The organism is Pseudomonas sp. P9_35, from assembly GCF_034008205.1.
Lineage (GTDB): Bacteria > Pseudomonadota > Gammaproteobacteria > Pseudomonadales > Pseudomonadaceae > Aquipseudomonas > Aquipseudomonas kilonensis.
On the sequence record NZ_CP125373.1, the window covers coordinates 5,920,604 to 5,947,500 of the forward strand.

General features: G+C 55.3%; 24 protein-coding genes, 4 tRNA genes and 2 rRNA genes (1 of these 30 cut by a window edge). All 30 read right to left on the minus strand.

Annotation, left to right across the window (positions count from 1 at the left end; translation table 11 throughout):
- Positions 1-12: 12 nt before the first annotated feature.
- Positions 13-699, minus strand: coding sequence for a 30S ribosomal protein S3 (gene rpsC, locus QMK47_RS26380; protein ID WP_003176422.1), 687 nt, complete (start codon positions 697-699; stop codon positions 13-15).
- A gap of 13 nt (positions 700-712) precedes the next feature.
- On the minus strand, positions 713-1,045 hold the full coding sequence (gene rplV / locus QMK47_RS26385; RefSeq protein WP_003103908.1) for a 50S ribosomal protein L22: 333 nt from the start codon (positions 1,043-1,045) through the stop codon (positions 713-715).
- 11 nt (positions 1,046-1,056) lie between these two features.
- Positions 1,057-1,332, minus strand: a complete 276-nt coding sequence (gene rpsS, locus QMK47_RS26390; protein ID WP_002555486.1) for a 30S ribosomal protein S19 — start codon at positions 1,330-1,332, stop codon at positions 1,057-1,059.
- Between the two features lie 16 nt (positions 1,333-1,348).
- Entirely contained in the window at positions 1,349-2,173 is an 825-nt protein-coding gene (rplB, locus tag QMK47_RS26395; RefSeq protein WP_003186055.1) for a 50S ribosomal protein L2, read from the minus strand.
- Positions 2,174-2,187: 14 nt separating this feature from the next.
- The gene (gene rplW, locus QMK47_RS26400; RefSeq protein ID WP_002555488.1) at positions 2,188-2,487 is read right to left on the minus strand and encodes a 50S ribosomal protein L23; all 300 of its coding nucleotides are present in this window, start codon (positions 2,485-2,487) and stop codon (positions 2,188-2,190) included.
- A complete protein-coding gene (rplD, locus tag QMK47_RS26405) occupies positions 2,484-3,086 on the minus strand; it encodes a 50S ribosomal protein L4 (RefSeq protein WP_003186057.1) in 603 nt (200 codons plus the stop codon). The genes rplW and rplD overlap by 4 nt, the downstream gene beginning before the upstream one ends.
- Positions 3,087-3,098: 12 nt before the next feature.
- On the minus strand, positions 3,099-3,734 hold the full coding sequence (gene rplC / locus QMK47_RS26410) for a 50S ribosomal protein L3 (protein ID WP_003186059.1): 636 nt from the start codon (positions 3,732-3,734) through the stop codon (positions 3,099-3,101).
- A gap of 80 nt (positions 3,735-3,814) precedes the next feature.
- On the minus strand, positions 3,815-4,126 hold the full coding sequence (gene rpsJ / locus QMK47_RS26415) for a 30S ribosomal protein S10 (RefSeq protein ID WP_003186070.1): 312 nt from the start codon (positions 4,124-4,126) through the stop codon (positions 3,815-3,817).
- Between the two features lie 156 nt (positions 4,127-4,282).
- On the minus strand, positions 4,283-5,476 hold the full coding sequence (gene tuf, locus QMK47_RS26420) for an elongation factor Tu (protein ID WP_003186071.1): 1,194 nt from the start codon (positions 5,474-5,476) through the stop codon (positions 4,283-4,285).
- A 30-nt stretch (positions 5,477-5,506) separates the two neighbouring features.
- On the minus strand, positions 5,507-7,612 hold the full coding sequence (gene fusA / locus QMK47_RS26425) for an elongation factor G (RefSeq protein WP_214512566.1): 2,106 nt from the start codon (positions 7,610-7,612) through the stop codon (positions 5,507-5,509).
- Between the two features lie 30 nt (positions 7,613-7,642).
- Complete coding sequence (rpsG, locus tag QMK47_RS26430; RefSeq protein ID WP_003186074.1) at positions 7,643-8,113, minus strand: 30S ribosomal protein S7; 471 nt, start codon at positions 8,111-8,113, stop codon at positions 7,643-7,645.
- Between the two features lie 102 nt (positions 8,114-8,215).
- On the minus strand, positions 8,216-8,587 hold the full coding sequence (gene rpsL, locus QMK47_RS26435; protein ID WP_003186084.1) for a 30S ribosomal protein S12: 372 nt from the start codon (positions 8,585-8,587) through the stop codon (positions 8,216-8,218).
- A gap of 216 nt (positions 8,588-8,803) precedes the next feature.
- A complete protein-coding gene (gene rpoC, locus QMK47_RS26440) occupies positions 8,804-13,003 on the minus strand; it encodes a DNA-directed RNA polymerase subunit beta' (protein ID WP_018611969.1) in 4,200 nt (1,399 codons plus the stop codon).
- A 64-nt stretch (positions 13,004-13,067) separates the two neighbouring features.
- On the minus strand, positions 13,068-17,141 hold the full coding sequence (gene rpoB / locus QMK47_RS26445; RefSeq protein ID WP_024619109.1) for a DNA-directed RNA polymerase subunit beta: 4,074 nt from the start codon (positions 17,139-17,141) through the stop codon (positions 13,068-13,070).
- 220 nt (positions 17,142-17,361) lie between these two features.
- Positions 17,362-17,727, minus strand: a complete 366-nt coding sequence (gene rplL / locus QMK47_RS26450) for a 50S ribosomal protein L7/L12 (protein WP_053125869.1) — start codon at positions 17,725-17,727, stop codon at positions 17,362-17,364.
- 78 nt (positions 17,728-17,805) lie between these two features.
- Positions 17,806-18,306: a 50S ribosomal protein L10 gene (rplJ, locus tag QMK47_RS26455; protein WP_214512567.1), complete on the minus strand. Its 501-nt coding sequence runs from the start codon at positions 18,304-18,306 to the stop codon at positions 17,806-17,808.
- A 198-nt stretch (positions 18,307-18,504) separates the two neighbouring features.
- Complete coding sequence (gene rplA / locus QMK47_RS26460; protein WP_003186095.1) at positions 18,505-19,200, minus strand: 50S ribosomal protein L1; 696 nt, start codon at positions 19,198-19,200, stop codon at positions 18,505-18,507.
- Positions 19,200-19,631, minus strand: a complete 432-nt coding sequence (rplK, locus tag QMK47_RS26465) for a 50S ribosomal protein L11 (RefSeq protein WP_003176435.1) — start codon at positions 19,629-19,631, stop codon at positions 19,200-19,202. The genes rplA and rplK overlap by 1 nt, the downstream gene beginning before the upstream one ends.
- A 117-nt stretch (positions 19,632-19,748) precedes the next feature.
- Entirely contained in the window at positions 19,749-20,282 is a 534-nt protein-coding gene (gene nusG / locus QMK47_RS26470; protein ID WP_003186097.1) for a transcription termination/antitermination protein NusG, read from the minus strand.
- A gap of 9 nt (positions 20,283-20,291) precedes the next feature.
- Entirely contained in the window at positions 20,292-20,660 is a 369-nt protein-coding gene (secE, locus tag QMK47_RS26475; RefSeq protein WP_003206102.1) for a preprotein translocase subunit SecE, read from the minus strand.
- Positions 20,661-20,705: 45 nt separating this feature from the next.
- Positions 20,706-20,781, minus strand: a tRNA-Trp gene (locus QMK47_RS26480).
- 53 nt (positions 20,782-20,834) lie between these two features.
- Positions 20,835-22,028 carry an elongation factor Tu gene (tuf, locus tag QMK47_RS26485; RefSeq protein ID WP_003186103.1) on the minus strand — a complete coding sequence of 398 codons (1,194 nt, stop codon included), beginning with the start codon at positions 22,026-22,028 and terminating at the stop codon, positions 20,835-20,837.
- An 84-nt stretch (positions 22,029-22,112) separates the two neighbouring features.
- Positions 22,113-22,188: transfer RNA gene (locus QMK47_RS26490), tRNA-Thr, on the minus strand.
- Positions 22,189-22,214: 26 nt separating this feature from the next.
- Positions 22,215-22,288 (minus strand) — tRNA-Gly (locus QMK47_RS26495).
- A 24-nt stretch (positions 22,289-22,312) separates the two neighbouring features.
- Positions 22,313-22,397, minus strand: a tRNA-Tyr gene (locus QMK47_RS26500).
- A 142-nt stretch (positions 22,398-22,539) separates the two neighbouring features.
- Positions 22,540-22,995 carry a hypothetical protein gene (locus QMK47_RS26505; protein WP_320389531.1) on the minus strand — a complete coding sequence of 152 codons (456 nt, stop codon included), beginning with the start codon at positions 22,993-22,995 and terminating at the stop codon, positions 22,540-22,542.
- Between the two features lie 7 nt (positions 22,996-23,002).
- Entirely contained in the window at positions 23,003-23,752 is a 750-nt protein-coding gene (locus QMK47_RS26510; protein ID WP_253469865.1) for a pantothenate kinase, read from the minus strand.
- A complete protein-coding gene (gene birA / locus QMK47_RS26515) occupies positions 23,742-24,698 on the minus strand; it encodes a bifunctional biotin--[acetyl-CoA-carboxylase] ligase/biotin operon repressor BirA (protein WP_253469868.1) in 957 nt (318 codons plus the stop codon). The genes QMK47_RS26510 and birA overlap by 11 nt, the downstream gene beginning before the upstream one ends.
- Before the next feature lie 133 nt (positions 24,699-24,831).
- Positions 24,832-24,947, minus strand: a 5S ribosomal RNA gene (gene rrf / locus QMK47_RS26520).
- Between the two features lie 155 nt (positions 24,948-25,102).
- Positions 25,103-26,897, minus strand: a 23S ribosomal RNA gene (locus QMK47_RS26525) (it continues 1,097 nt past the right edge of the window).

The window sequence follows — 26,897 nt, forward strand, 5'->3', positions numbered from 1 at the left end:
TTGGCGTACCCCTTACTTAGCAGCTTTTTTACGAGGCGCTGGTGCTTGTGGCTTCAGTTCTTCTTGGCGACCACCAATTACTTCGCCTTTGAAGATCCAAACCTTTACACCGATCACACCGTAGGTGGTGTGAGCTTCGTAGTTGGCATAGTCGATGTCGGCACGCAGGGTGTGCAGTGGCACACGACCTTCGCGATACCATTCAGTACGTGCGATTTCAGCACCGCCGAGACGACCGCTCACTTGGATTTTGATGCCTTTGGCACCAATGCGCATTGCGTTCTGTACAGCGCGCTTCATAGCGCGACGGAACATTACGCGACGCTCCAGCTGCTGAGCTACGCTCTGCGCAACCAGCATACCGTCGAGCTCCGGCTTGCGGATCTCTTCGATATTGATGTGCACAGGCACACCCATTTGCTTGGTCAGGTCCTGACGCAGTTTCTCAACATCTTCACCTTTCTTCCCGATAACGATACCTGGACGAGCGGTGTGGATGGTGATACGTGCAGTCTGCGCCGGACGATGGATATCGATACGGCTTACGGACGCGCTTTTTAGTTTGTCTTGGAGATACTCACGCACCTTCAGATCAGCGAACAAGTAGTCCGCATAAGTCCGACCGTCTGCGTACCAGACGGAGGTGTGCTCCTTGACGATTCCCAGGCGAATGCCAATGGGATGTACTTTCTGACCCATCTCTTCGACTCCGTTACTTGTCAGCAACCTTGACAGTGATATGGCAAGACCGCTTGACGATGCGATCAGCACGGCCTTTGGCACGTGGCATGATGCGCTTCAGCGAACGCCCTTCGTTGACGAAAACGGTGCTGACCTTCAGGTCATCAACGTCTGCGCCTTCGTTATGCTCGGCGTTGGCTACGGCCGACTCCAGCACTTTCTTCATGATCTCGGCGGCTTTCTTACTGCTGAAAGCCAACAGGTTGAGCGCTTCGCCCACCTTCTTCCCGCGGATCTGGTCGGCGACCAAGCGGGCTTTCTGGGCGGAGATTCGAGCGCCCGACAACTTAGCGGCTACTTCCATTTCCTAACCCCTTAACGCTTGGCTTTCTTGTCTGCCACGTGCCCGCGATAAGTGCGGGTACCGGCGAACTCGCCCAGTTTGTGGCCGACCATGTCTTCGTTAACGAGAACTGGGACGTGTTGACGACCGTTGTGTACTGCGATGGTCAGACCGACCATTTGTGGCAGGATCATCGAACGACGCGACCAGGTCTTAACTGGTTTGCGATCGTTCTTTTCCGCCGCCACTTCGATCTTCTTCAGTAGGTGAAGATCAATAAAAGGACCTTTTTTCAGAGAACGTGGCACTGTCGTATCCCTCTATTTACTTGCGACGACGGACGATCATTTTGTCGGTACGCTTATTACCACGAGTCTTCGCGCCCTTAGTCGGGAAGCCCCATGGCGATACCGGATGACGACCACCAGAGGTACGACCTTCACCACCACCATGTGGGTGGTCAACCGGGTTCATGGCAACACCACGAACGGTTGGGCGAACGCCACGCCAGCGCTTGGCACCAGCTTTACCCAACGAACGCAGGCTGTGCTCGGAGTTCGAGACTTCGCCCAGGGTCGCACGGCATTCAGCCAGTACTTTACGCATCTCACCAGAACGCAGACGCAGGGTCACGTAGACACCTTCACGAGCGATCAGCTGAGCCGAAGCACCAGCGGAACGAGCGATCTGTGCGCCTTTACCTGGCTTCAATTCGATGCCGTGTACGGTGCTACCAACTGGAATGTTACGCAGTTGCAGAGCGTTGCCCGGCTTGATCGGTGCTAGGGCACCTGCGATCAGCTGGTCGCCAGCACTCACGCCTTTAGGGGCGATGATGTAGCGACGCTCGCCATCTGCGTACAGCAGCAGAGCGATGTGAGCAGTACGGTTTGGATCGTATTCGATACGCTCGACGGTGGCAGCGATGCCATCCTTGTCGTTGCGACGGAAGTCGACCAGACGATAATGCTGCTTATGACCACCACCGATGTGACGAGTGGTAATACGGCCATTGTTGTTACGACCACCAGACTTCGATTTTTTCTCGAGCAGCGGTGCGTGAGGAGCGCCTTTATGCAGCTCCTGGTTGACCACCTTGACCACAAAACGGCGGCCAGGGGAAGTCGGTTTGCATTTAACGATTGCCATGATGCACCCCTTCCTTACTCAGCACTGCTGCTGAAATCGAGATCTTGGCCTGGCTGAAGGGAGATAACTGCCTTCTTCCAGTCATTACGCTTGCCCAGACCGCGAGCAGTGCGCTTGCTTTTACCCAGAACGTTCAGGGTAGTCACGCGCTCTACTTTCACGCTGAACAGGCTTTCGACGGCCTTCTTGATTTCCAGCTTGGTTGCGTCGGTCGCAACCTTGAAAACGAACTGGCCTTTCTTGTCTGCCAGAACCGTAGCCTTCTCGGAAACGTGCGGGCCAAGCAGAACTTTAAATACGCGTTCCTGGTTCATCCCAGCAGCTCCTCGAATTTCTTCACGGCCGACACGGTGATCAACACCTTGTCGTATGCGATCAGACTGACCGGATCGGAACCCTGCACGTCACGAACGTCGACGTGTGGCAGGTTGCGAGCAGCCAGGTACAGGTTCTGATCAACAGCGTCAGACACGATCAGGACGTCAGTCAGGCCCATGCCGTTCAGCTTGTTCAGCAGATCTTTGGTTTTCGGTGCTTCAACAGCGAAGTCCTGAACCACGACCAGACGATCAGTACGCACCAGCTCAGCAAGGATGGAACGCATTGCTGCGCGATACATCTTCTTGTTCAGCTTCTGGGAGTGATCCTGAGGACGAGCTGCGAAAGTGGTACCGCCGCCACGCCAGATTGGGCTACGGATAGTACCGGCACGAGCACGGCCAGTACCTTTCTGACGCCATGGGCGCTTGCCGCCACCGGAAACGTCGGAACGGGTCTTTTGCTGCTTGCTACCTTGACGGCCGCCGGCCATGTAGGCCACGACTGCTTGGTGAACCAGCGTCTCGTTGAATTCGCCGCCAAATGTCAGTTCGGAAACTTCGATCGCTTGAGCGTCATTTACATTTAATTGCATGTCAGCTTCCCCTTAACCGCGAGCCTTGGCTGCTGGACGTACAACCAAGTTGCCGCCAGTAGCGCCAGGAACAGCGCCCTTGACCAACAACAGATTGCGTTCAGCGTCCACGCGCACTACTTCGAGGGACTGCACGGTCACGCGCTCAGCGCCCATATGACCGGACATTTTTTTGCCCTTGAATACACGACCAGGAGTCTGGCACTGGCCGATAGAGCCTGGAACGCGGTGGGATACGGAGTTACCGTGGGTATTATCTTGCCCGCGGAAGTTCCAACGCTTGATCGTACCCTGGAAGCCTTTACCCTTGGACTGACCGGTTACATCAACCAGTTGACCAGCGGCGAAGATTTCAGCGTTGATCAGATCGCCGGCCTGGTACTCGCCTTCTTCAAGGCGGAATTCCATTACGGTACGACCAGCGGCAACGTTCGCCTTGGCGAAGTGGCCAGCCTGAGCTGCTGTTACACGCGAAGCGCGACGCTCGCCGACAGTGACTTGCACTGCACGATAGCCATCGGTCTCTTCAGTTTTGAACTGGGTGACGCGATTCGGCTCGATCTCAATGACCGTGACCGGAATGGAGACACCTTCTTCGGTGAAAATACGGGTCATACCGCATTTACGACCGACTACACCAATAGTCATGTTGTAAACCTCATGAGTGTACGGGGCTTTCACCCGCTATGGCCGCCCATTTCAGAGCGTTACACGACTAAGACCGAGTCTTAGCCGAGGCTGATCTGCACTTCCACACCGGCCGCAAGATCAAGCTTCATAAGTGCATCAACGGTTTTATCCGTTGGCTGGACGATGTCCAGAACGCGCTTATGAGTACGGATCTCGTACTGGTCACGCGCGTCTTTGTTGACGTGCGGGGAGACCAGAACGGTGAACCGCTCTTTACGGGTAGGCAGTGGAATTGGACCACGCACTTGAGCACCAGTACGTTTCGCGGTTTCCACGATTTCCTGGGTGGATTGGTCGATCAGGCGATGGTCAAAAGCCTTCAACCTGATACGGATTTGCTGATTTTGCATTGGATTTCAGACTCCGGCTGCTATTCCCACCGAGCGCAATACGCCCGTTAAAAGGAGGCGCAATTCTATAGACGCCCCATATAGGTGTCAACCCAATAAAAAAGCCCCCGCTGGGCGGGGGCTTTCTCAACTCATCGAAGCTGACTCAAAAAGAGCTTACTCGATGATTTTGGCTACGACGCCAGCGCCGACGGTACGACCGCCTTCACGAATAGCGAAACGCAGACCGTCTTCCATTGCGATGGTCTTGATCAGGGTGACAACCATTTTGATGTTGTCGCCTGGCATTACCATTTCAACGCCTTCCGGCAGTTCGCAGTTACCGGTCACGTCAGTGGTCCGGAAGTAGAACTGTGGACGGTAGCCTTTGAAGAACGGAGTGTGACGACCGCCTTCTTCTTTGCTCAGAACGTACACTTCAGCTTCGAACTTGGTGTGCGGCTTGACCGAACCCGGCTTAACCAGAACCTGGCCACGCTCAACGTCGTCACGCTTGGTACCACGCAGCAGAACGCCGCAGTTCTCGCCAGCACGACCTTCGTCGAGCAGTTTACGGAACATTTCAACACCGGTGCAGGTGGTGACGGTGGTGTCACGCAGACCTACGATTTCCAGTGGATCCTGAACCTTGACGATACCGCGCTCGATACGACCAGTCACAACAGTACCGCGACCAGAGATCGAGAATACGTCTTCGATTGGCATCAGGAACGGCTTGTCGATAACACGAACTGGTTCTGGGATGTAGCTGTCCAGAGTTTCTACCAGACGCTTGACAGCGGTGGTACCCATTTCGTTGTCGTCTTGGCCGTTCAGAGCCATCAGAGCCGAACCGATGATGATTGGAGTGTCATCACCTGGGAAGTCGTAAGTGCTCAGCAGATCGCGCACTTCCATCTCAACCAGTTCCAGCAGCTCAGCGTCGTCAACCATGTCAGCCTTGTTCAGGAAGACAACGATGTACGGAACGCCTACCTGACGGGACAGCAGGATGTGCTCACGGGTTTGCGGCATCGGACCATCAGCGGCCGAGCAAACCAGGATCGCGCCGTCCATCTGGGCAGCACCAGTGATCATGTTCTTCACATAGTCAGCGTGACCTGGGCAGTCAACGTGAGCGTAGTGACGAATCGAAGAGTTGTACTCAACGTGCGCGGTGTTGATGGTGATACCACGAGCCTTTTCTTCCGGAGCGCTGTCGATCTTGTCGAAAGCAACAACGGCCGAACCGAAAACTTCGGAGCAGACGCGAGTCAGAGCAGCAGTCAGAGTGGTTTTACCGTGGTCAACGTGACCAATGGTGCCAACGTTGACGTGCGGTAGGGAACGATCAAATTTTTCTTTAGCCACGACAATTAACTCCTTGCCTAAAGGGCTGAATCAGCCTTGTTTTTTGGTAACAGTCTCGACGATATGCGACGGAGCTGTATTGTATTTTTTGAATTCCATAGAGTAGCTTGCGCGACCCTGAGACATGGAACGAACGTCGGTCGCGTAACCGAACATTTCACCCAACGGAACCTCGGCACGAATAACCTTGCCGGAAACCGTATCTTCCATACCCAGAATCATGCCACGACGACGGTTAAGGTCGCCCATGACATCACCCATGTAGTCTTCAGGCGTAACGACTTCTACTGCCATGATCGGCTCGAGCAACTCACCACCGCCCTTCTGGGCCAGTTGCTTGGTTGCCATGGAAGCAGCCACCTTGAACGCCATCTCGTTGGAGTCGACGTCGTGGTAAGAACCATCAAACACAGTCGCCTTCAGGCCGATCAGCGGATAGCCGGCAACAACGCCGTTCTTCATCTGCTCTTCGATACCCTTCTGGATCGCCGGGATGTATTCCTTAGGAACCACACCACCTACGACTTCGTTCACGAATTGCAGACCTTCCTGACCTTCGTCAGCCGGTGCAAAACGGATCCAGCAGTGACCGAACTGGCCACGACCGCCGGATTGGCGAACGAACTTGCCTTCGATTTCACAGTTCTTCGTGATGCGCTCACGATAGGAAACCTGAGGCTTACCGATGTTGGCTTCGACGTTGAACTCACGGCGCATCCGGTCAACCAGGATGTCCAGGTGCAACTCGCCCATGCCGGAGATGATCGTCTGACCAGTCTCTTCATCAGTCTTGACGCGGAAAGACGGGTCTTCCTGAGCAAGCTTGCCCAGAGCGATACCCATTTTTTCCTGGTCGTCCTTGGTCTTAGGCTCAACGGCAACCGAAATAACCGGCTCCGGGAAGTCCATGCGAACCAGGATGATTGGCTTGTCGCCATTGCACAAGGTTTCACCAGTGGTGACGTCCTTCATGCCGATCAAGGCCGCGATGTCACCAGCGCGCACTTCCTTGATCTCTTCGCGGGCGTTTGCGTGCATTTGCACCATACGGCCTACGCGCTCTTTCTTGCCTTTTACAGAGTTGATCACGCCGTCGCCGGAGTTCAACACGCCCGAGTAAACTCGAACAAAGGTCAAGGTACCCACGAATGGGTCGGTAGCGATCTTGAACGCCAGAGCCGAGAACGGCTCGTTGTCGTCTGCATGACGCTCCAGCTCGATAGTCTCGTCATCCGGGTCGGTACCCTTGATGGCAGGAATATCGGTTGGCGCAGGCAGGAAGTCGATAACGGCGTCGAGAACCAGGGGAACACCCTTGTTCTTGAAGGAAGAACCGCAAACAGCCAGGACGATTTCACCAGCGATAGTACGCTGACGCAGAGCGGCCTTGATTTCCTCGTTGGTGAGCTCTTCACCCTCGAGGTACTTGTTCATCAGCTCTTCGTTGGCTTCGGCCGCAGCCTCAACCATGTTGCCGCGCCACTTCTCGGCTTCTTCCAGCAATTCAGCAGGAATATCCTTGCGAACAGGGACCATGCCCTTGTCAGCATCGTTCCAGTAGACAGCTTGCATGTTGATCAGATCGATCTGACCCTGGAAGTTGTCTTCGGAACCGATAGCCAGCTGGATAGGCACCGGAGTGTGGCCCAGACGCTGCTTGATCTGACCGATCACGCGCAGGAAGTTGGCACCAGCACGGTCCATCTTGTTTACATAAACAAGACGCGGAACGCCGTATTTGTTGGCTTGACGCCATACGGTTTCCGACTGAGGCTCAACGCCCGAGGTACCGCAGAATACAACCACAGCGCCGTCGAGTACGCGCAGGGAACGTTCTACTTCAATGGTGAAGTCAACGTGGCCCGGGGTATCGATGACGTTGAAGCGGTGCTCGTCCTTGTACTGCTTCTCGGAACCCTTCCAGAAAGCGGTAATGGCAGCAGAAGTAATGGTAATACCACGCTCCTGCTCCTGCACCATCCAGTCGGTGGTCGCGGCGCCATCATGCACCTCGCCCATCTTGTGACTTTTGCCGGTGTAAAAAAGGACGCGCTCAGTGGTGGTGGTTTTACCAGCATCCACGTGAGCAACGATACCGATGTTACGGTAGCGGTTAATCGGTGTAGTACGAGCCATAAAGCCCTCGCAAATTGAGTGACGCTAAAATTAGAAGCGGTAGTGCGAGAAAGCCTTGTTGGCTTCAGCCATACGGTGCACGTCTTCACGCTTCTTAACTGCAGCACCTTTACCTTCAGCAGCGTCCAACAGTTCGCCAGCCAAACGCAGGGCCATGGACTTCTCGCCGCGCTTGCGGGCGAAGTCTACCAACCAGCGCATTGCCAGGGCGTTACGACGGGACGGACGAACTTCGACCGGAACCTGGTAAGTAGCACCGCCTACACGGCGCGACTTCACTTCGACCAGCGGAGCGATGGCGTCGAGAGCTTTCTCGAAGATTTCCAGGGGATCGCTGTTCTTGCGTTCCTTAACTTTGTCCAGTGCGCCATAAACGATACGCTCGGCAACGGCTTTCTTGCCGCTTTCCATTACGTGGTTCATGAACTTGGCGAGAATCTGGCTTCCGTATTTCGGATCGTCCAGAATCTCACGTTTGGCTGCTACGCGACGTCTTGGCATTGATAAGCCCTCAAACGGTCTTCAGGTTAGCCCGGGACAGCAGATGCGTGCCCGACCTTACTCTTATCGACTCAATAAAATTAAAAACTGCAAAACGGCCGATTATTTCGGACGCTTGGTACCGTACTTCGAACGACCTTGGTTACGACCTTTAACGCCGGAAGTATCCAAAGAGCCGCGAACGGTGTGGTAACGAACACCTGGCAAGTCTTTTACACGACCGCCGCGGATCAGTACCACGCTGTGCTCTTGCAGGTTGTGGCCTTCACCGCCGATGTACGAGGAAACCTCGAAACCGTTGGTCAGACGCACACGGCATACTTTACGCAGTGCCGAGTTAGGTTTTTTCGGCGTGGTGGTATACACACGGGTGCATACGCCACGACGTTGCGGGCAGTTCTGCAGCGCAGGCACGTCGGATTTCTCGACGATACGCTTACGCGGCTGACGTACCAGCTGGTTGATAGTTGCCATCTACTAGCTCCACTGTTGTCTTGCGACGCTATTGTCTTACAAGAAAAGCAAAATGGCAGGAACGAATTCCCGCCAAATTTAGGGGATCAAGAGTCTAAAGAGGATCTTGTCCCCAGTCAAGGCAAGGCCCCGACCTCCCCGCCCGCCGGATCTCGACAATTTGTCTCGATCCGCCGAACGGGGTGACCAGGGCCAGGCACTCAATTACCGCAGAACTCAGTTACCACTCGAGTTCAGTGCTTCGGTCAGTGCAGCTTCCACTTCACTGGCGCTTACGCGCAACGGCTTGTCAGCTTCACGGCGACGCTTGCGTTCGCTGTGATAGGCCAAACCGGTACCGGCCGGGATCAGACGACCCACGACCACGTTTTCTTTCAGGCCGCGCAGGTAATCGCGCTTGCCGGTTACCGCCGCTTCGGTCAGTACGCGAGTGGTTTCCTGGAAGGAAGCCGCCGAGATGAACGATTCGGTGGACAACGACGCCTTGGTGATACCCAGCAGAACGCGAGTGAACTTGGAGACAAACTTGTCTTCGCCGCTCAGACGCTCATTCTCTACCAGTACGTGAGTCAATTCCATCTGGTCGCCCTTGATGAAACTGGAATCGCCGGATTCAGCGATCTCAACTTTACGCAGCATCTGACGCAGGATGGTCTCGATGTGCTTGTCGTTGATCTTCACGCCTTGTAGACGGTAAACGTCCTGGATCTCGTTCACGATGTACTTGGCCAGCGCACTCACACCCAGCAGACGCAGGATGTCGTGTGGATCGCTCGGACCGTCCGAGATAACTTCGCCGCGGTTTACCTGTTCGCCTTCGAACACGTTCAGGTGACGCCACTTCGGAATCAGCTCTTCGTACGGATCGGTACCGTCGTTCGGGGTGATAACCAGACGGCGTTTGCCTTTGGTCTCTTTACCGAACGCGATGGTGCCGCTGACTTCAGCCAGAATCGAGGCTTCTTTCGGACGACGGGCTTCGAACAAGTCGGCAACACGCGGCAGACCACCGGTGATGTCGCGAGTTTTCGAAGTCTCTTGCGGGATACGAGCGATAACATCACCGATCGCGATCTTCGCACCATCCGCTACACCGACCAGGGCGTTGGCTGGCAGGAAGTACTGAGCGATAACGTCAGTGCCTGGCAGCAACAGATCCTTGCCGTTGTCGTCGACCATCTTCACAGCAGGACGGATATCCTTGCCGGCAGCTGGACGATCTTTCGCATCGAGTACTTCAATGTTGGTCATACCGGTCAATTCGTCGGTCTGACGCTTGATCGTGATGCCTTCTTCCATGCCCACGTAGGTCACGGTACCTTTCATTTCGGTAACGATCGGGTGAGTGTGCGGGTCCCACTTGGCCACGATGGCGCCAGCGTCGACCTTGTCACCTTCTTTAACCGAAATCACAGCACCGTACGGCAGCTTGTAGCGCTCGCGCTCGCGACCGAAGTCGTCAGCGATGGCCAGCTCACCGGAACGGGACACAGCAACCAGGTGACCATCCACTCGCTCAACGTGCTTCAGGTTGTGCAGACGGACGGTACCGCCATTCTTCACCTGAACGCTGTCGGCCGCGGAGGTCCGGCTTGCCGCACCACCGATGTGGAACGTACGCATCGTCAGCTGGGTACCCGGCTCACCGATGGACTGGGCAGCGATAACGCCGACCGCTTCACCGATGTTCACTTGGTGACCACGTGCCAGGTCGCGACCGTAGCACTTGGCGCAGATGCCGTAGCGAGTTTCGCAGCTGATCGGCGAACGTACGATCACTTCGTCGATGCTGTTGAGTTCGATGAACTCGACCCACTTCTCGTCAACCAGGGTGCCCGCAGGAACGATCACGTCCTCGGTACCCGGCTTGAATACGTCACGGGCGATGACACGACCCAATACGCGTTCACCCAACGGCTCTACAACGTCACCGCCTTCAATGTGCGGAGTCATTACCAGGCCATGTTCGGTGCCGCAATCGATCTCGGTCACGACCAGATCCTGGGCAACGTCTACCAGACGACGAGTCAGGTAACCGGAGTTCGCCGTTTTCAAGGCGGTATCCGCAAGACCCTTACGAGCACCGTGAGTGGAGATGAAGTACTGAAGTACGCTCAAACCTTCACGGAAGTTCGCGGTAATCGGGGTCTCGATGATGGAACCGTCCGGCTTGGCCATCAGGCCACGCATACCGGCGAGCTGACGGATCTGCGCAGCAGAACCCCGTGCGCCCGAGTCGGCCATCATGTACATCGAGTTGAAGGACTCCTGGTCGACTTCGTTGCCATGACGGTCGATGACTTTCTCTTTCGAGAGGTTGGCCATCATCGCCTTGGAAACTTCGTCGTTCGCCTTGGACCAGAGGTCGATCACTTTGTTGTACTTCTCGCCCTGGGTTACCAGGCCGGAGGCGTACTGACTTTCGATCTCTTTCACTTCTTCGGTAGCTGCACCGATGATGCGGGCTTTTTCATCCGGGATAACGAAGTCGTTAACACCGATGGAAACGCCGGAAATGGTCGAATAGGCAAAACCGGTGTACATCAACTGGTCAGCGAAGATCACAGTCTCTTTCAGACCAACCACGCGGTAGCACTGGTTGATCAGCTTGGAGATCGCCTTTTTCTTCATCGGCAGGTTGACGACGTCGTAGGACAGACCTTTTGGCACAACCTGGAACAACAGCGCACGGCCGACGGTAGTGTCGACAATACGAGTGTTGGTCACGCTGCCGCCGTCACGATCGTTCACGGTTTCGTTGATCCGCACCTTGACCTTGGCGTGCAGTGCGGCTTCGCCGGCACGGAACACACGGTCAACTTCTTGCAGATCCGCGAACACACGACCTTCGCCCTTGGCGTTGATCGCTTCACGCGTCATGTAGTACAGACCCAATACAACGTCCTGCGACGGAACGATGATTGGCTCACCGTTGGCTGGCGACAGGATGTTGTTGGTCGACATCATCAACGCACGCGCTTCCAACTGGGCTTCCAGTGTCAGCGGTACGTGCACGGCCATTTGGTCGCCGTCGAAGTCGGCGTTGTACGCAGCACAGACCAACGGGTGCAGCTGGATAGCCTTACCTTCGATCAGTACCGGTTCAAACGCCTGGATACCCAGACGGTGAAGGGTCGGTGCACGGTTGAGCAGAACCGGGTGTTCGCGAATCACTTCGGCGAGAACGTCCCAGACCTCTGGCAGCTCGCGCTCGACCATCTTCTTGGCGGCCTTGATGGTAGTCGCGAGACCACGCATTTCCAGCTTGCCGAAAATGAACGGCTTGAACAGCTCCAGAGCCATTTTCTTAGGCAGACCGCACTGGTGCAGACGCAGGGTCGGGCCTACGGTAATTACCGAACGACCGGAGTAGTCAACACGCTTACCGAGCAAGTTCTGACGGAAACGACCCTGCTTACCCTTGATCATGTCAGCCAGGGATTTCAGAGGACGCTTGTTGGAACCGGTGATAGCGCGGCCACGACGACCGTTGTCGAGCAGTGCGTCGACCGCTTCCTGCAACATACGCTTTTCGTTGCGCACGATGATGTCCGGAGCGGACAGATCGAGCAGACGCTTCAAGCGGTTGTTACGGTTGATCACTCGACGATACAGATCGTTGAGGTCGGAAGTCGCGAAACGACCGCCATCGAGCGGAACCAGTGGACGCAGATCTGGCGGCAGAACCGGCAGAACGGTCAGCACCATCCACTCTGGCAGGTTGCCGGAACCCTGGAAGGCTTCCATCAACTTCAGACGCTTGGACAGCTTCTTGATCTTGGTTTCGGAGTTGGTTTGCGGAATTTCTTCGCGCAGACGGCCAATCTCGTGTTCCAGGTCGATAGCGTGCAGCAGTTCGCGGACAGCTTCGGCACCCATGCGGGCATCGAAATCGTCGCCGAACTCTTCCAGCGCTTCGAAGTACTGCTCGTCGTTGAGCAGCTGACCTTTTTCAAGGGTGGTCATGCCTGGATCGATAACGACATAGCTCTCGAAGTAGAGAACGCGTTCGATATCACGCAGGGTCATGTCCATCAGCAGGCCGATACGGGACGGCAGCGATTTCAGGAACCAGATGTGAGCAACCGGCGAGGCCAGCTCGATGTGCGCCATGCGCTCACGACGAACTTTTGCCAGCGCGACTTCAACGCCGCACTTCTCGCAGATCACACCACGGTGCTTCAAGCGCTTGTACTTACCGCACAGGCACTCGTAATCCTTGACCGGGCCAAAGATCTTGGCGCAGAACAGGCCGTCACGCTCAGGTTTGAACGTACGGTAGTTGATGGTTTCCGGCTTTTTAACTTCACCGAACGACCACGAACGGATCATCTCAGGCGATGCCAATCCAATACGGATGGCGTCGAACTCTTCGACTTGACCCTGGTTTTTCAGCAAATTCAGTAGGTCTTTCAAGGCCTTTCCTCCTGGCGGAGCAGAGAGCGGGCAAAACAGCCCCGCTCTCGATTCGCGTCACGTGTTATTCGGTTTCCAGATCGATATCGATGCCGAGGGAACGAATTTCCTTGATCAACACGTTGAAAGACTCGGGCATGCCCGGCTCCATACGGTGATCGCCGTCCACGATGTTTTTGTACATCTTGGTCCGGCCGTTCACATCGTCCGACTTCACTGTGAGCATTTCTTGCAGAGTGTATGCAGCACCGTACGCTTCCAGTGCCCAGACCTCCATCTCCCCGAAACGCTGACCACCGAACTGCGCCTTACCACCCAGCGGCTGCTGGGTAACCAGGCTGTAAGAACCGGTAGAACGAGCGTGCATCTTGTCGTCTACCAAGTGGTTCAGCTTCAGCATGTACATGTAGCCAACGGTAACCGGGCGCTCGAACTTGTTGCCGGTACGGCCGTCGAACAGCTGCATCTGGCCGCTTTCTGGCAAGTCTGCCAGTTTCAGCATGGCCTTGATTTCGCTTTCCTTGGCACCGTCGAACACCGGAGTAGCCATTGGAACGCCGCCGCGCAGGTTCTTCGCCAGATCCAGGATTTCCTGGTCGGTGAAGGTGTCCAGCTCTTCGTTGCGGCCGCCGATCTCGTTGTAGATCTCGTGCAGGAACTTACGCAGGTCAGCGACCTTGCGCTGCTCTTCGATCATACGGTTGATCTTCTCGCCCAAGCCCTTGGCCGCGAGGCCCAGGTGGGTTTCAAGGATCTGACCAACGTTCATACGCGAAGGTACGCCCAACGGGTTGAGGACCACATCGACCGGGGTGCCATTGGCATCGTGCGGCATGTCTTCAACCGGCATGATCACGGAGACCACACCCTTGTTACCGTGACGACCGGCCATCTTGTCGCCCGGCTGGATGCGGCGACGGATTGCCAGGTAAACCTTGACGATTTTCAGCACGCCTGGAGCCAGGTCATCGCCCTGCTGCAGTTTGCGCTTCTTGTCTTCGAACTTGTCGTCCAGCAGACGGCGGCGATCAACGATGTAGGCCTGAGCCTTCTCGAGTTGCTCGTTCAGAGCATCTTCAGCCATGCGCAGCTTGAACCACTGGCCATGCTCAAGACCGTCGAGAACTTCGTCGGTGATTTCCTGACCTTTCTTCAGGCCGGCGCCGCCTTCGGCTTTGTGGCCGACCAGAGCGGAGCGCAGACGCTCGAAAGTTGCGCCTTCGACGATACGGAACTCTTCGTTCAGGTCCTTGCGGATCTCGTCGAGTTGAGTCTTCTCAATGGACAGTGCACGAGCATCACGCTCAACACCGTCGCGAGTGAAGACCTGTACGTCGATGACGGTACCCTTGGTGCCGGTAGGCACGCGCAGGGAGGTGTCTTTAACGTCGCTGGCTTTTTCACCGAAGATGGCACGCAGCAGTTTTTCTTCCGGAGTCAGCTGGGTCTCGCCTTTCGGAGTGACCTTGCCCACCAGGATGTCGCCTGCGCCTACTTCAGCACCTACGTAAACGATACCGGCTTCGTCCAGCTTGTTCAGTGCAGCTTCACCCACGTTCGGGATGTCCGCAGTGATTTCCTCTGGGCCAAGCTTGGTGTCACGGGCCACACAGGTCAGTTCCTGGATGTGGATCGTGGTGAAGCGGTCTTCCTGAACCACACGCTCGGACAGGCAGATGGAGTCTTCGAAGTTGAAGCCGTTCCATGCCATGAACGCGATGCGCATGTTCTGACCCAACGCCAGTTCACCCATATCGGTGGACGGACCGTCGGCCATGATGTCGCTGCGCTGAACCCGATCACCCTTGCTCACCAGCGGACGCTGGTTGATGCAGGTGTTCTGGTTGGAGCGGGTGTATTTGGTCAGGTTGTAGATGTCAACACCGGCTTCGCCAGTTTCAACTTCGTCATCGGCAACACGAACCACGATACGGCTGGCGTCGACGGAGTCGATCACGCCACCACGACGAGCCACGACGCAAACGCCGGAGTCACGGGCAACGTTACGCTCCATGCCGGTACCTACCAGCGGCTTGTCGGCACGCAGGGTGGGTACAGCTTGACGCTGCATGTTCGAACCCATCAACGCACGGTTGGCGTCGTCGTGCTCGAGGAACGGGATCAGCGACGCTGCAACCGAAACTACCTGCTTCGGCGATACGTCCATCAAGGTGACGTCTTCCGGCGCCTTGACGGTGAACTCGTTCAAGTGACGAACAGCTACCAGCTCGTCGATCAGGACTTTCTTGTCGTTCATCGTGGCCGAAGCCTGAGCGATCACGTGATCTGCTTCTTCGATGGCGGACAGGAACACGATCTCGTCGGTCACCAGGGCGTCTTTCACCACACGGTACGGGCTCTCGAGGAAGCCGTACTGGTTGGTGCGCGCATAGGCAGCCAGGGAGTTGATCAGACCGATGTTCGGACCTTCCGGCGTTTCGATCGGGCATACACGACCGTAGTGCGTCGGGTGTACGTCACGAACTTCGAAGCCTGCACGCTCACGGGTCAGACCGCCCGGGCCGAGTGCGGAGACACGACGCTTGTGGGTGATCTCGGACAGCGGGTTGTTCTGGTCCATGAACTGGGACAGCTGGCTCGAACCGAAGAACTCCTTCACCGCCGCAGCCACAGGCTTGGCGTTGATCAGGTCTTGCGGCATCAGGCCTTCGCTTTCAGCCATCGACAGACGTTCCTTGACCGCACGCTCTACGCGCACCAGGCCAACACGGAACTGGTTCTCGGCCATCTCGCCTACACAGCGAACACGACGGTTACCCAGGTGGTCGATGTCATCGACGATGCCCTTGCCGTTACGGATGTCGACCAGGGTCTTGAGGACAGCAACGATGTCGTCCTTGTTCAGTACACCCGAACCTTCGATTTCGGTACGACCGATACGACGGTTGAACTTCATCCGGCCGACCGCAGACAGGTCATAACGCTCAGGGCTGAAGAACAGGTTGTTGAACAGGGTCTCGGCTGCATCCTTGGTTGGCGGCTCGCCAGGACGCATCATGCGATAGATCTCGACCAGGGCTTCCAGTTGGTTGCCGGTGGAGTCGATCTTCAGCGTGTCGGAGATGAACGGGCCGCAGTCGATGTCGTTGGTGTACAGCGTCTCGATGCGAACGACCTGGGCCTTGGCGATTTTTGCCAGGATCTCGGTGTTCAGCTCGGTGTTGCACTCTGCCAGGATTTCGCCGGTGGCCGGATGCACGATGACCTTGGCCGTGGTGCGACCCAGGACGTAGTCCAGAGGCACCTGCAGCTCTTTGATCCCGGCTTTTTCCAGCTGGTTGATGTGGCGAGCGGTGATACGACGACCCTGCTCGACAATAACCTTGCCTTTGTCATCCTGGATATCGAGGACAGCGATTTCACCGCGCAGGCGCTGAGGCACCAGTTCCAGGCTGAGGTTTTCACCTTGCACATGGAAAACGTTGGTGGTGTAGAACGCGTCCAGCACTTCTTCGGTGGTATAGCCGAGCGCGCGCAGCAGTACCGATGCAGGCAGCTTGCGACGACGGTCGATACGCACGAATACGCAGTCTTTCGGGTCGAACTCGAAGTCCAACCACGAACCGCGGTAAGGAATGATGCGCGCGGAGTAAAGCAGTTTGCCGGAGCTGTGCGTCTTGCCACGGTCGTGGTCGAAGAACACGCCCGGAGAACGGTGCAGCTGGGAAACGATTACACGCTCGGTACCGTTGATTACGAAGGTACCGTTCTCAGTCATCAGGGGGATTTCACCCATGTAGACTTCTTGCTCTTTGATGTCCTTGATCGCTTTGTTCGACGATTCTTTGTCGAAAATGATCAGGCGCACTTTTACCCGCAAAGGTACGGCGTAAGTAACACCGCGCAATACGCATTCTTTGACATCAAATGCCGGTTCGCCCAGGCGATAACCGACGTACTCCAGCGCAGCATTGCCGGAGTAGCTGATGATCGGGAAAACGGATTTGAAGGCCGCATGCAGGCCCACGTCGCGGAACTGATCTTTAGTCGCTCCCGCTTGCAAGAATTCACGATACGAATCCAGCTGGATGGCCAGGAGGTACGGCACATCCATGACGTCCGGCAACTTGCTAAAGTCCTTGCGGATACGTTTTTTCTCAGTATATGAGTAAGCCATCAGCGTTCCCCAGCTTGGTCACCTGCTTGTTTGGCCCCTCCCGACGGGAGCAGCCAGAAAATCGTGCAAACCCCATGGTTTGCGCCACCACATCGGGTGGTTACAGCTCGCGATCAGCACCGACCCAGTCGGCTGCCAATAACGGAAAAAGGCCGGTGGCAAGAGCCACCAGCCATCAGCCTGTCGCTTAACGCTCGGGCTGGAGACGCAAAGTCGATGCTTACTTCAGCTCGACTTTAGCGCCTGCTTCTTCCAGAACTGCTTTGGCTTTGTCAGCTGCGTCTTTGGCAACAGCTTCCAGAACCATGGCAGGAGCGCCGTCAACTACAGCCTTGGCTTCTTTCAGGCCCAGACCGGTCAGTTCACGTACTGCCTTGATCACGTTTACTTTCTTCTCGCCAGCTTCGGTCAGCATGACGTTGAATTCGGTTTGCTCTTCAACAACGGCGGCAGCAGCAGCTGGGCCAGCGGAAGCAGCGGCAGCGGAAACGCCGAATTTCTCTTCGAAAGCTTTGATCAGCTCAACAACCTGCAGAACCGACATTTCAGCTACGGCGTTGAGGATATCGTCTTGGGAGATAGACATTACTGTATTTCCTGAATTGGGGGACGGCCTACGCGGCCATCGAAATAAACAAAAAAGCGCGAGAGGAAGTGCTCAGCCTTAGGCTGCGGCAGCTTCTTTTTGCTCGCGAACTGCAGCCAGAGTACGAGCCAGCTTGCTGGTAGCGCCTTGAATCACGCTCATCAGCTGCGAAATGGCTTCGTCGCGGGTCGGCAGTGTTGCCAGTACATCGATCTGATTAGCTGCGAGGAACTTGCCCTCGAACGCAGCTGCCTTGATCTCGAACTTATCCTGACCCTTGGCGAATTCCTTGAACAAACGGGCAGCAGCGCCTGGATGATCTTTGGAGAACGCGATCAGGGTCGGGCCGGTGAACACGTCGTTGAGAACACTGTATTCAGTGCCAGCAACAGCGCGCTTGAGCAGGGTGTTACGTACGACACGTACGTAAACGCCAGCTTCACGAGCCTCTTTACGGAGTCCGGTCATTGCGCCTACTGTTACGCCACGGGCATCAGCCACGACAGCGGACAGAGCGACTTTGGCAGCCTCGTTGACTTCAGCGACGATGGCCTTCTTGTCTTCGAGATTAATTGCCACGGGTTTAACTCCTGCTTGTTACCGTTTCATTCAGTCGAAACCGAATGTCGTTTTGGTGTCTGATTCGGTAAGGAACCGGGAGCACCATCTGCGTAGGCTTGTGGTTTAAGACTTGCGCCGCCTACGGTCTTGGACAGCCCCCGCCAGGCAGGGACCCCAATTTTTTGATTGGCGCAATTACTTGCGCCAATCTGAGTCTTACGCGTCGAGCGAGCTCTGATCGATGACCAGACCTGGGCCCATAGTGGTGCTCAGGGTAACGCGCTTGACGTAGATACCTTTCGAAGAAGCTGGCTTGATACGCTTCAGATCAGCGATCAGGGCTTCAACGTTTTCCTTCAGCTTGACGGCGTCGAAGCCGATCTTGCCAACGGAAGTGTGGATGATGCCGTTTTTGTCGGTGCGATAACGAACCTGACCAGCCTTGGCGTTTTTAACCGCGGTGGCTACGTCTGGGGTTACGGTGCCGACTTTAGGGTTAGGCATCAGACCACGTGGACCGAGGATCTGACCCAACTGACCTACAACGCGCATGGCATCCGGAGATGCGATCACTACGTCATAGTTCAGGTCGCCGCCCTTCATTTCAGCAGCCAGATCGTCCATGCCTACGCGATCAGCACCAGCAGCCAGAGCAGCTTCAGCTGCTGGGCCCTGGGTGAAGACAGCTACACGGACGGTCTTGCCAGTGCCGTGTGGCAGCACGGTAGCGCTACGAACGACCTGGTCGGATTTACGTGGGTCAACGCCCAGGTTTACAGCAACGTCGAACGACTCGCTGAACTTGACAGTCGACAGCTCAGCCAGCAGAGCGGCGGCGTCTACAAAGTTGTAGGCCTTGCCTGCTTCGATTTTGCCGGCGATAGCCTTTTGACGCTTGGTCAGCTTAGCCATTACACACCCTCCACGTTAAGGCCCATGCTACGAGCAGAACCGGCGATAGTACGCACGGCTGCATCCATATCAGCTGCAGTCAGATCCGCGTTTTTGGTTTTCGCGATTTCTTCCAGCTGAGCACGGGTAACGGTGCCAACCTTAACGGTGTTTGGACGAGCGGAGCCGCTGGTCAAACCTGCAGCCTTCTTCAGCAGAACCGAAGCTGGGGTGCTTTTTGTTTCGAAAGTGAAGCTACGGTCGCTGTAGACAGTGATGATCACTGGAGTCGGCAGACCTGGCTCAAGACCCTGAGTACGGGCGTTGAAGGCCTTGCAGAATTCCATGATGTTCACGCCGTGCTGACCCAGGGCAGGACCAACAGGTGGGCTTGGGTTAGCCTGAGCGGCCTTCACTTGCAGCTTGATGTAAGCGGTAATTTTCTTGGCCATGAGGCACTCCAATTACGGGTTCGAACGCCTCGAAAGGCTCCCCGGTTACTTGCGCGTTTATCCCAGTGACGACAAAACCCCACAGCCTTGGGCTGCGGGGTTGGGATGCCTGCTCAATCAGACCTTTTCGACCTGACTGAACTCTAGCTCTACCGGAGTAGAGCGACCGAAAATGAGCACTGCCACTTGGATCCGGCTCTTTTCGTAGTTAACTTCTTCAACCGTGCCGTTGAAATCAGCGAATGGACCGTCGGTGACGCGTACAACCTCACCCGGCTCAAACAGTGTCTTCGGCTTCGGCTTGTCGCTACCATCAGCGACGCGACGCAGAATCGCTTCTGCCTCTTTATCCGTGATCGGTGCAGGCTTGTCGGCGGTACCGCCAATGAAGCCCATCACCCGAGGGGTATCCTTGACCAAGTGCCAAGTCCCTTCGTTCATATCCATCTGTACCAGCACGTAGCCCGGAAAGAACTTACGTTCACTTTTGCGCTTCTGGCCATTACGCATCTCAACCACTTCTTCAGTGGGGACCAGAATCTCGCCAAAGCCATCTTCCATGCCAGCCAGCTTTACGCGCTCTACCAGCGAGCGCATAACATGCTTCTCGTAACCCGAGTAAGCATGCACAACGTACCAACGCTTAGCCACGGGACACCCTTAGCCAACAATCAAGGAAACAAGCCAGCCGAGCAGGGAATCGAGCCCCCACAACAGCAACGCCATTACCAGAACAACAGCCACAACGATCAACGTGGTCTGCGTGGTTTCTTGGCGAGTCGGCCATACGACTTTACGAATCTCAGTGCGAGCTTCCTTAGCGAGTACAAAGAAAGACTTGCCCTTGGCTGTCTGCAGGCCTACAAAGGCAGCAACAGCAGCAATGGCGAGCAATGCAAGTACGCGGTACAGGATCGGCGAAGCAGAATAATACTGATTGCCAACAACGCCAATAACCACCAAAGCAACTACCACTAGCCACTTGAGCAGATCGAAGCGAGAGCCTTGAGCTTCAGCTTTAGGAGTCATCTATGAAGATCCTGTGAAAAGAAAGCCAGACACACTGAGTGAATCTGGCAGGTCAGGAGGGAATCGAACCCCCAACCTACGGTTTTGGAGACCGTCGCTCTGCCAATTGAGCTACTGACCTAAAACAAAATCAGGCCGACCATTATGCCGGCCCGAAAAAGACATTACAACTGTTTACTCGATGACTTTGGCTACGACGCCAGCGCCGACGGTACGACCGCCTTCACGGATAGCGAAACGCAGACCGTCTTCCATCGCAATGGTCTTGATCAAGGTAACAGTCATCTGAATGTTGTCACCTGGCATTACCATTTCAACGCCTTCTGGCAGCTCGCAATTACCAGTCACGTCAGTTGTACGGAAGTAGAACTGTGGACGGTAGCCTTTGAAGAACGGAGTATGACGACCGCCTTCTTCCTTGCTCAGAACGTAAACTTCTGCGGTGAACTTGGTGTGCGGCTTGACGGTGCCCGGCTTGACCAGAACCTGGCCACGCTCAACGTCGTCACGCTTGGTGCCGCGCAGCAGCACGCCGCAGTTCTCGCCAGCACGACCTTCGTCGAGCAGCTTGCGGAACATTTCAACACCAGTGCAGGTAGTTTTCTGAGTATCGCGCAGACCGACGATCTCAACTTCTTCCTGGATACGGACGATGCCACGCTCAACACGACCAGTCACAACAGTACCGCGACCGGAGATCGAGAATACGTCTTCGATCGGCATCAGGAACGGCTTGTCGATAGCACGCTCCGGCTCTGGGATGTAGCTGTCCAGAGTTTCCACCAGCTTCTTGACAGCAGTGGTGCCCATTTCGTTGTCGTCTTGGCCGTTCAGAGCCATCAGAGCCGAACCGATGATGATTGGAGTGTCATCACCTGGGAAATCGTAAGTGCTCAGCAGATCGCGCACTTCCATCTCAACCAGTTCCAGCAGCTCAGCGTCGTCAACCATGTCAGCCTTGTTCAGGAAGACAACGATGTACGGAACGCCTACCTGACGGGACAGCAGGATGTGCTCACGGGTTTGCGGCATCGGACCATCAGCGGCCGAGCAAACCAGGATCGCACCGTCCATCTGGGCAGCACCGGTGATCATGTTTTTTACGTAGTCGGCGTGACCTGGGCAGTCAACGTGTGCGTAGTGACGCACGGCCGAATCGTATTCAACGTGAGCGGTGTTGATGGTGATACCGCGAGCTTTTTCTTCCGGGGCGCTGTCGATCTTGTCGAAGTCAACCTTGGCCGAACCGAAAACTTCGGAGCAGACACGGGTCAGAGCAGCGGTCAGCGTGGTTTTACCGTGGTCAACATGACCAATGGTACCAACGTTGACGTGCGGCTTATTACGTTCGAACTTTTCCTTAGCCATCGAAATCACCCCTAGGAGAAGAATTTAGCGAGTCACACAAGCCATTAAAACAAAGGCAGATATTTTCATATCTGCCTTGTTATATGGAGCTCTTGAGCGGATTTGAACCGCTGACCTCACCCTTACCAAGGGTGTGCTCTACCAACTGAGCTACAAGAGCGAAACACTTTGCACAACCTGCAAACTTGGAGCGGGTAGCGGGAATCGAACCCGCATCATCAGCTTGGAAGGCTGAGGTTCTACCACTAAACTATACCCGCGGAGCTTGCAGCTCACGCTAAAAATGGTGGAGGGGGAAGGATTCGAACCTTCGAAGTCGTAGACGTCAGATTTACAGTCTGATCCCTTTGGCCGCTCGGGAACCCCTCCTAAGCGAGCCGGCATTCTATACCATGCCAGCCTTCTGTCAAGCATTTTCTCATTAAAAACCTGAGGTTAGCTGCGTTGACGTCGCTTCGTACCGCTAACCTTTAAAGGTCTTCGCTGCGAAGCGGGCGCCATTCTATGCAAACTACCCAGCGGGTGCAACCCCCTCGCATGGCATTATTTTATGTTTTAACTCATTGAATTCTTTAGAAAGGTTTTGAAGCAACGTTTCATTCACCTTTCCTGCGCTTTCCTGGGAAACCTGAACCCAGAATCCCCCACCCTCAGGGACATTTGGCGAGTTTGGCGCTGCAGAACGACCCGCGACGCCCGAGGCAGCCAATCGCTGCTCCAGCTGCCTGGCCAGCTCCGGACGAACAAAACCACCTAAGTAAACACAAGTTTTTTGCGCCTCACCGGGTTTACCCAGGTCGCGCCTGACAAGTGCATCCGCCGTCTCGCTCAACAGGTGAATATCCTGCTGAGAACCACGGTATAAACTGAGTGGAGTCACATCCTTGGCGCGAAGTGGGGCCTCCTGTTGATGCCAGATGTAGTAGAAGACATTCAAAACCAGCAACAACAGAAACAACCACCGCATAGAAACCTCAAGACAAAGGACAGGCCATCGCCAAACCGACAAAAACCAGGTCGGGCACCACCTTGGCATCAGGAACAACCCCGGAAACCAGATTGGCGTCCCCACCCGTGAGAAACACCACGAAATCCTTTCCCCAATATTGCTGCGCCAATTCAAGCTGAGTCAGGACAAACCCTCTGAGCATCAACATGCAACCGCGCTCGACCGCTTCGACAGTTGTCCGACCTGGAGCGAGACTCTCATGGGCTCGCTCGGCGGCCATATCGTCATAGCGAATTCTTCGCGTATGAGTACGCAATTGGTTACGCATCAAAGGCATGCCCGGACAAATGAATCCGCCGAGATGCTCACCGTCCGCCGCTACAAAATCAGCCGTAATGGCAGTACCAAAATCAAGGACCAGGCACGCACCTGAAGCAAGATGGTACCCACCAAGCAAGGCCAACCATCGATCAAGCCCCAACCGCTCGTAATCCTGATAGCCGTTTTTCACCCCTGCCATTTCTCGGGCAGGCACAGCGCGAGTCACCGACACCCCAAACACATCAACGAGAGAGGCGACCAATGAATCCGTCTCCTCCGGGGTCCTTACACTAACAAGACGACATTTCTTGAGTTGGAACTTCTCGGCATTACTCAGGCTCACCAGCAAATCGCTGTCTGAGCTGACCACGCCACCTTCGACCGGCGTCACCCCATCGGCACGAAGAACACGCCATTTGATAAAGCTATTGCCGCAGTCAAGCTCAAGAATCATCACGCAACCTCAGGCTGAGCTCACCACCGCTAAAGTTTTTTTCCACACCGTCTACCTTCAAACGCAGCGCACCCTGGTGATCAATGCCCAGCACAATACCGTCAATCTTATTAACACCGGCAATCAAGGAGACAGCCCTGCCCTGCCAAAGATGGTATTGCTCCCACTCCGACTGTATTGCGGCAAACCCCGATGCGTGATGAAGCCTCAGATAGTGCTGAAGCTTCGCACCCAATCGTGCCACCAGCTCATTTCGATCAAAATCCCTTCCAGCCTCAAGGCACATGGATGTCCACTGCTGGTCGACCTCATCAGTCGATTGCATATTCACATTAATCCCCACGCCAAGGACAACATGGCAAACGTCCGCAGGATCCCCCACCAACTCAAGCAAGATGCCGGCGATCTTTTTCTCTCCCACCAGGACATCATTAGGCCATTTCAGCCCCGCCTCAGCGATCCCCATATCACGCAGGGCATGCATGACAGCAAGTCCGACGACCAGGCTCAGCCCTTCGATCTGCCGCATGCCACCGTCAATGCGCAGAACCAGGCTGTGATAGAGGTTTTCGGCAAACGGACTGACCCACTTACGACCACGACGACCGCGCCCAGCGGTCTGTCGCTCGGCCAAAACCATGAACGGCGCCGCCGCTCCCGGCTCGATCAAACGCAACGCCTCGGCGTTGGTCGAATCGATAGCGTCGAAGATATGGACAGGCCACTCATGAAGGCCCTTTGCGTAAATCTCTGCAGCATCCAAAAGCACCAGAGGCTTAGCCAACTGATACCCCCTACCTCGAACCTTATGAACAGACAGCCCTATTTCTGCTTCCAAGTGCTGCAATTGCTTCCACACAGCACTACGACTGATACCCAACGCAGCACCCAGCGCCTGCCCTGAATGAAAGCGACCATCCTTCAGAAGTTTTAGCAACGTGAGCATGCGGAGTGCGCCCTGATAATGAGGCCCGCATGATAGCCATGCACAAGACAGTTGCATAGAAACACAAAATGACTTTCCTGCGGGCAAAACAAAACCCCTACCTGCATCAGCAGATAGGGGTTTCGGAATTTAATCTTGACGATGACCTACTCTCACATGGGGAAACCCCACACTACCATCGGCGATGCATCGTTTCACTGCTGAGTTCGGGATGGGATCAGGTGGTTCCAATGCTCTATGGTCGTCAAGAAATTCGGGTACTGAGTCGTGGCCAGTTGGCCTCGCTTCAGCAAATTGGGTATGTGATAGTTTCGGTGTTTTGTGAGATTCGAACTTTCGGTTCGTTTCGTCTTCACACACCGCAATCTGGCCTCTTTCGAGTTCACAAATTGCTTGGGTGTTATATGGTCAAGCCTCACGGGCAATTAGTACAGGTTAGCTCAACGCCTCACAGCGCTTACACACCCTGCCTATCAACGTCGTAGTCTTCGACGGCCCTTCAGGGGACTCAAGGTCCCAGTGAGATCTCATCTTGAGGCAAGTTTCCCGCTTAGATGCTTTCAGCGGTTATCTTTTCCGAACATAGCTACCCGGCAATGCCACTGGCGTGACAACCGGAACACCAGAGGTTCGTCCACTCCGGTCCTCTCGTACTAGGAGCAGCCCCTCTCAAATCTCAAACGTCCACGGCAGATAGGGACCGAACTGTCTCACGACGTTCTAAACCCAGCTCGCGTACCACTTTAAATGGCGAACAGCCATACCCTTGGGACCGGCTTCAGCCCCAGGATGTGATGAGCCGACATCGAGGTGCCAAACACCGCCGTCGATATGAACTCTTGGGCGGTATCAGCCTGTTATCCCCGGAGTACCTTTTATCCGTTGAGCGATGGCCCTTCCATACAGAACCACCGGATCACTAAGACCTACTTTCGTACCTGCTCGACGTGTCTGTCTCGCAGTCAAGCGCGCTTTTGCCTTTATACTCTACGACCGATTTCCGACCGGTCTGAGCGCACCTTCGTACTCCTCCGTTACTCTTTAGGAGGAGACCGCCCCAGTCAAACTACCCACCATACACTGTCCTCGATCCGGATAACGGACCTGAGTTAGAACCTCAAAGTTGCCAGGGTGGTATTTCAAGGATGGCTCCACGCGAACTGGCGTCCACGCTTCAAAGCCTCCCACCTATCCTACACAAGCAAATTCAAAGTCCAGTGCAAAGCTATAGTAAAGGTTCACGGGGTCTTTCCGTCTAGCCGCGGATACACTGCATCTTCACAGCGATTTCAATTTCACTGAGTCTCGGGTGGAGACAGCGCCGCCATCGTTACGCCATTCGTGCAGGTCGGAACTTACCCGACAAGGAATTTCGCTACCTTAGGACCGTTATAGTTACGGCCGCCGTTTACCGGGGCTTCGATCAAGAGCTTCGCGTTAGCTAACCCCATCAATTAACCTTCCGGCACCGGGCAGGCGTCACACCCTATACGTCCACTTTCGTGTTTGCAGAGTGCTGTGTTTTTAATAAACAGTCGCAGCGGCCTGGTATCTTCGACCGGCGTGGGCTTACGCAGCAAGTGCTTCACCCTCACCGGCGCACCTTCTCCCGAAGTTACGGTGCCATTTTGCCTAGTTCCTTCACCCGAGTTCTCTCAAGCGCCTTGGTATTCTCTACCCAACCACCTGTGTCGGTTTGGGGTACGGTTCCTGGTTACCTGAAGCTTAGAAGCTTTTCTTGGAAGCATGGCATCAACCACTTCGTCACCCAAAGGGTAACTCGTCATCAGCTCTCGGCCTTAGAATCCCGGATTTACCTAAGATTCCAGCCTACCACCTTAAACTTGGACAACCAACGCCAAGCTGGCCTAGCCTTCTCCGTCCCTCCATCGCAATAACCAGAAGTACAGGAATATTAACCTGTTTTCCATCGACTACGCTTTTCAGCCTCGCCTTAGGGACCGACTAACCCTGCGTCGATTAACGTTGCGCAGGAAACCTTGGTCTTTCGGCGTGGGTGTTTTTCACACCCATTGTCGTTACTCATGTCAGCATTCGCACTTCTGATACCTCCAGCAAGCTTCTCAACTCACCTTCACAGGCTTACAGAACGCTCCTCTACCGCATCACTTACGTGATACCCGTAGCTTCGGTGTATGGTTTGAGCCCCGTTACATCTTCCGCGCAGGCCGACTCGAC

Excerpts from the sequence above, each read along its gene's own strand:
- rplV (WP_003103908.1), bottom strand. The coding sequence starts at position 1,045 with ATGGAAGTAGCCGCTAAGTTGTCGGGCGCTCGAATCTCCGCCCAGAAA.
- rpsC (WP_003176422.1), bottom strand. The coding sequence starts at position 699 with ATGGGTCAGAAAGTACATCCCATTGGCATTCGCCTGGGAATCGTCAAG.
- rplA (WP_003186095.1), bottom strand. The coding sequence starts at position 19,200 with ATGGCTAAGCTGACCAAGCGTCAAAAGGCTATCGCCGGCAAAATCGAA.
- rplB (WP_003186055.1), bottom strand. The coding sequence starts at position 2,173 with ATGGCAATCGTTAAATGCAAACCGACTTCCCCTGGCCGCCGTTTTGTG.
- rplD (WP_003186057.1), bottom strand. The coding sequence starts at position 3,086 with ATGCAATTAAATGTAAATGACGCTCAAGCGATCGAAGTTTCCGAACTG.
- secE (WP_003206102.1), bottom strand. The coding sequence starts at position 20,660 with ATGACTCCTAAAGCTGAAGCTCAAGGCTCTCGCTTCGATCTGCTCAAG.
- rplK (WP_003176435.1), bottom strand. The coding sequence starts at position 19,631 with ATGGCCAAGAAAATTACCGCTTACATCAAGCTGCAAGTGAAGGCCGCT.
- rpsJ (WP_003186070.1), bottom strand. The coding sequence starts at position 4,126 with ATGCAAAATCAGCAAATCCGTATCAGGTTGAAGGCTTTTGACCATCGC.
- rpsG (WP_003186074.1), bottom strand. The coding sequence starts at position 8,113 with ATGCCAAGACGTCGCGTAGCAGCCAAACGTGAGATTCTGGACGATCCG.
- QMK47_RS26510 (WP_253469865.1), bottom strand. The coding sequence starts at position 23,752 with ATGATTCTTGAGCTTGACTGCGGCAATAGCTTTATCAAATGGCGTGTT.
- fusA (WP_214512566.1), bottom strand. The coding sequence starts at position 7,612 with ATGGCTCGTACTACACCGATTAACCGCTACCGTAACATCGGTATCGTT.
- rplL (WP_053125869.1), bottom strand. The coding sequence starts at position 17,727 with ATGTCTATCTCCCAAGACGATATCCTCAACGCCGTAGCTGAAATGTCG.
- QMK47_RS26505 (WP_320389531.1), bottom strand. The coding sequence starts at position 22,995 with ATGCGGTGGTTGTTTCTGTTGTTGCTGGTTTTGAATGTCTTCTACTAC.
- tuf (WP_003186103.1), bottom strand. The coding sequence starts at position 22,028 with ATGGCTAAGGAAAAGTTCGAACGTAATAAGCCGCACGTCAACGTTGGT.
- rpoB (WP_024619109.1), bottom strand. The coding sequence starts at position 17,141 with ATGGCTTACTCATATACTGAGAAAAAACGTATCCGCAAGGACTTTAGC.
- birA (WP_253469868.1), bottom strand. The coding sequence starts at position 24,698 with ATGCTCACGTTGCTAAAACTTCTGAAGGATGGTCGCTTTCATTCAGGG.
- rplW (WP_002555488.1), bottom strand. The coding sequence starts at position 2,487 with ATGAACCAGGAACGCGTATTTAAAGTTCTGCTTGGCCCGCACGTTTCC.
- rpsL (WP_003186084.1), bottom strand. The coding sequence starts at position 8,587 with ATGGCAACTATCAACCAGCTGGTACGTCAGCCGCGTAAGCGTATCGTC.
- rplC (WP_003186059.1), bottom strand. The coding sequence starts at position 3,734 with ATGACTATTGGTGTAGTCGGTCGTAAATGCGGTATGACCCGTATTTTC.